The 4,390-nt window shown below is 32.6% G+C and carries 4 protein-coding genes; all 4 read left to right on the top strand.

Annotated features, from left to right (window positions below):
- Positions 1–190: 190 nt before the first annotated feature.
- From KHQ28_RS27530 to KHQ28_RS27515, 4 genes are read left to right on the top strand one after another with little or no spacing between them, the layout of a single operon-like run.
- Positions 191–1,258: a glycoside hydrolase family 99-like domain-containing protein gene (locus tag KHQ28_RS27530; protein WP_077261140.1), complete on the top strand. Its 1,068-nt coding sequence runs from the start codon at positions 191–193 to the stop codon at positions 1,256–1,258.
- A 23-nt stretch (positions 1,259–1,281) separates the two neighbouring features.
- Positions 1,282–2,121, top strand: coding sequence for a glycosyltransferase (locus tag KHQ28_RS27525; protein WP_050598700.1), 840 nt, complete (start codon positions 1,282–1,284; stop codon positions 2,119–2,121).
- 27 nt (positions 2,122–2,148) lie between these two features.
- The gene (locus KHQ28_RS27520) at positions 2,149–3,270 is read left to right on the top strand and encodes a glycosyltransferase (protein ID WP_032418671.1); all 1,122 of its coding nucleotides are present in this window, start codon (positions 2,149–2,151) and stop codon (positions 3,268–3,270) included.
- Entirely contained in the window at positions 3,267–4,370 is a 1,104-nt protein-coding gene (locus KHQ28_RS27515; protein ID WP_032418673.1) for a DUF1972 domain-containing protein, read from the top strand. Before KHQ28_RS27520 ends, KHQ28_RS27515 begins: the two co-directional genes overlap by 4 nt.
- The last annotated feature ends 20 nt before the right edge of the window (positions 4,371–4,390 follow it).

Below are 4,390 nucleotides of genomic sequence, written 5' to 3'. Positions count from 1 at the left end.
AATACATTCCTTTTGTTGGTGTTTGCTTTACGGCATTTCCGGTAATGATGTTAGCAATGAGTTTCCAGCATGTTGCAGGTTCCATTTATTATACTTTGAATTTTTTAACTTTTTTTATTTCTATGCGATATTTAACAAACGTTAGCGTGAAGTAAAAAATATTTACGAGCTATGAATAAAGGGGAATAACATGATTAGACTTTTTCTTTCCCAACCCCGTGTGTTCTTTATTTTTATTTTTTTCTTGATATCTCAAGCAAAGGCAGGCTCACTCGATGTCGGTGTTTATTATTATCCTGGCTGGAACAAGCCAGGGGTTGAGGTTTGGGAGCCAATAAAAAAATACCCTGAAAGAGAACCAATACTTGGTTGGTATCAAGATGGTGATGACAATATCATACAAAAACAATTAGCATGGATGGAGAAATATGGGGTCACTTATATTGCTTATGACTGGTATTGGGATGAAAATACCGGTGTTAAAAATAGAACGTTTGCTATTGATGCCTATTTAAGGAATTCACAAGCCACTAATGTAAAGTTTGCATTATTGTGGGCAAACCATACGAACACTCCAAAAAACAGTAAAGAGTTTGATAATATAGTTAATTACTGGATAGATAATTATTTTAAGAGTAGTAAGTATTTTACGATAAATCGTCGCCCGGTTGTGTTTGTTTTTTCACCTCAACGACTTGAGATGGATGGACATAAATTTAATATGGATGTACCATCCTTGTTAAAAAGAGCGAGGTTGCTAGGAAATAAGAAAGGCTTGAAAGATATATATTTTGTGGCATCGACTGGATATGATGAAAATAATAATCTAATCTATAAATATCCACCAAACAGTTATGATGCTGTTAGTGCATATAATTATCATATTGGCATTAGTAATGGTATCCCTAAAAAGAATTCATATAGTTACCAAGAGCTTATCGCGGGATATAAGTATACATGGAATAAAATTCTTAGCGATAGTGATTTGCCATATATTATACCTGTATCGTCGGGATGGGATAGGAGACCTTGGGGAGGCAGTATTCCTCCTGAGCATGATATGTCATATGGCAATCCTAAGGAATTCGGAAATATGTTAAGTGAGGCAAAAGAAGAAATAAAACTTCACCAAGATAAGGCATTAAATAATATAATTATTTGCTGCTGGAATGAATACGGTGAAGGATCCTACATTGAGCCTTCGAAAAAATATGGGTTTAAATTTCTAGATGAAATTCAGAAAAATAAAAACTTCTAAACTTATAATTAAATGAGGGGATAATGAATAAAGTCTTGTTTATATGTGTGGTTTATGCAACTCAACCAGAAAAGACAATTACACTCAATAGCCTTGCAAATATTAAATTCGAAAAAAATAATATTATTGCAAGTTTTGCTATTTGGGATAATTCTCAAGAAGGATATGAGAGTGAAGCAGTAAAAACAATGCTAAAAAATCATCAAGTAGATGTTTATCATTATGGGGTAAATGAGAGATTATCTAAAGTTTACAATCAATTAATTGCAAAGTATAAAAGCAGTAATGATTGGGTCGTTATATTAGATGATGATTCTGTCATTGATGATGAATATATACAAGGAGTTCTCAATTTTATTGAAGCATGTTCAAAAAATAAAGCATTAATAGTGGCATTTCCTAAGATATATAATAATAACATCATGATTTCTCCTGGTTATATCAAAGGTGTTCGAGGTTATTTAATACAAGACATACAGCACGGCATGGTAAGCAAGAAGAATATTGTTGCTATGATGAGCGGAACAGTTATCTCTCTTGAATCAAATGTTGAATTGCCTAGATTCGATGAACGTTTGAGTTTTTACGGGGTAGATACGAAGTTTTTCTTGGATATAGATGATGTAAATGGTGGAAAGTATATTTTACCTTCGCTTTTAGAACATAATTCTGCGTTGCGTAATCCGGCAATTAAAAATACAGAATATTGTGCAAGATTGATTAATCTTTTCTCAGCAAGAAAAGTTATTTTTGAAAATGTACCTTTTAATCAGATTAGACTTTTTATATACAAGCTATTAGTAACAATTAAATTGATGATAACTAGAAGAAGTCTTGTTTATTTAAAGTTACTTTTCGCATAAGTTAAATAAAAGATATTTAGAGGTTATATGCAACGTATTTTATGTGTGCATCAAGGCGCAGAGTTATATGGCTCAGACAGAAGTTTTGCCAGTGCGGTCAATGGGTTGAAAAAAACAAATAAGGTTGATGTTGTTTTGCCTTTCAATGGTGAACTTGTCGAGTATCTCGATAAAAACAATGGGCAAATATGGTTTAATAGCAATGGTATTTTGCGTAAAAAAGATGTAAAAAAAACACTAAATTTTTTATTTAATACAGTGAGGGGCGTGAAATACTATTTGCACCTTTACAAAAGGTATGATGTTATATATATAAATACTGTAGTTATGCTTTCAGCCCTCGTCGCTGCTATGTTTTATCGATTTTGTTCAAAAAAGAAAATATTTTGTCATGTCCGTGAAATACCTACGGGTAGGCAACTATCATTCTTTAAATTGCTTTTCAAGATAATAGGTGTAAGGTTAATTTATAATTCGGTTGCTACATATAAGGCATTTAATTTACCCGGTGATGTTGTATACAATGGTGTCCCTGATCCTACTCGAGAATTTGACGAAAAAAATATACAATACGATGCCTATAACATTAAATTGCTTCTCATAGGCCGAATCAACACATGGAAAGGTCATCAACTTCTCATTGATTCTTTAATAAATGCTGATGAGCATTCTAAAGGGGAGCTCCCATTCCAATTAAGAATCGTAGGTAGCGCTTTTGAAGGTTATGAATTCTTATTAGATGAATTAAAAACGAAAATCAACGACAATAATTTACAAAACAATGTCAAATTTTATGAATTTGCGAAGAATCCATCTGAACATTTTTCATGGGCAAATTATATTATTGTACCATCATCTAAGCCGGAACCATTTGGACGTGTCGCAGTAGAAGCATTTGCTATGCAGAGACCAGTGATCGCTGCAAATCATGGCGGGTTATCTGAGATAGTTACTCATGGTTGTGATGGCTTTCTTTTTCTTCCAAATAATGTAGATGAGTTGGTAGAGACTTTATTATCTCTTACTAATATAACAGAACCTGAATACCAGACTCTATCAAATAATGCTAGAGCAAAGTACGAAGCATTGTTTTCGGAAAGCAAATATCAATATAACCTTATCAATATTATATTAGGGAAAAATAAATGAAAGAATTGATTATCACAGGTATTCGTGGGGTCCCTGCAGCGCATGGAGGGTTCGAGACATTTGCTGAAAATCTTGCATTGTATTTGGTGGCTAAAGGATGGAAGGTTTCTGTATATTGCCAAGAAGAGGAAGGTGATTTTTATATTGATTCATGGAAGGGTATAGAAAGAATTCATATCCCTGTTAAGAATAAAGGTGCCCTTGGAACGATAATTTTTGATTACAAATCTGTTATCCATTCGTTGAAAACAAAAGGATTAATCTTAACCCTTGGGTATAATACTGCATTGTTCAATCTATTTTATGTTATCTCAAAACGTAAAAATGTTATTAACATGGATGGGATTGAATGGAAAAGAGATAAATGGGGAGCAATAGCAAAAACATGGTTTTGGATGAATGAGAGGTTTGGTTGCTGGTTTGGTGACCATTTAATAGCCGATCATCCTAAGATTAAAGAGCACCTAGCAACCCGTGTGAGTAAAGATAAAATAACGATGATTCCATATGGTGCATATTCTATTACAAGAGATAATGCAGATAAAAGTGTTTTAGAAAAGTATAATTTAATTGAAAAAAAATACTTTTTAGTAATCGCTAGAGCTGAGCCTGAAAATTCTATTTTAGAAATTGTTAAGGGTTTTTGCTTTAACAGTAAAAGAACTGAAAAATTAGTTATCTTGGGTAATTATGATTTTCAACAAAATGATTATCATAAAAGAGTTAAAGAGGCAGCAAATGAAAATGTTCTTTTTTTAGGGGCAATATATGATTCATTAGCGGTATCTTCGCTTAGGTATTTTGCACTTGCATATGTGCATGGTCATACTGTCGGAGGTACTAATCCTTCATTAGTTGAGTCCATTGGTTGTGGAAATGCAATAATAGCTCATGATAATAAGTTTAACCGATGGGTAATTGCGGAAAGTGGTGTCTTTTTCAAATCTGATGAAGAATGTGCTACCCGAATGGATTTTATTTCTTCTAATGAAAATATTCGTATTGATTTAGAGAATAAAGCTAAAGTTATTTTTGATGAAAGATTTACGTGGGATTTAATTTTATCTCAATATGAAACATTATTAGGCGATTGGTTATAAATCTTAGTGTTGTATTATGA

It is taken from the genome of Klebsiella sp. 28 (genome assembly GCF_018223905.1).
In the GTDB taxonomy this organism is placed as follows: Bacteria; Pseudomonadota; Gammaproteobacteria; order Enterobacterales; family Enterobacteriaceae; genus Klebsiella; species Klebsiella pneumoniae.
Note: the sequence above shows the minus strand (reverse complement) of the source record. Positions and strands in the feature narration are given on the sequence as shown.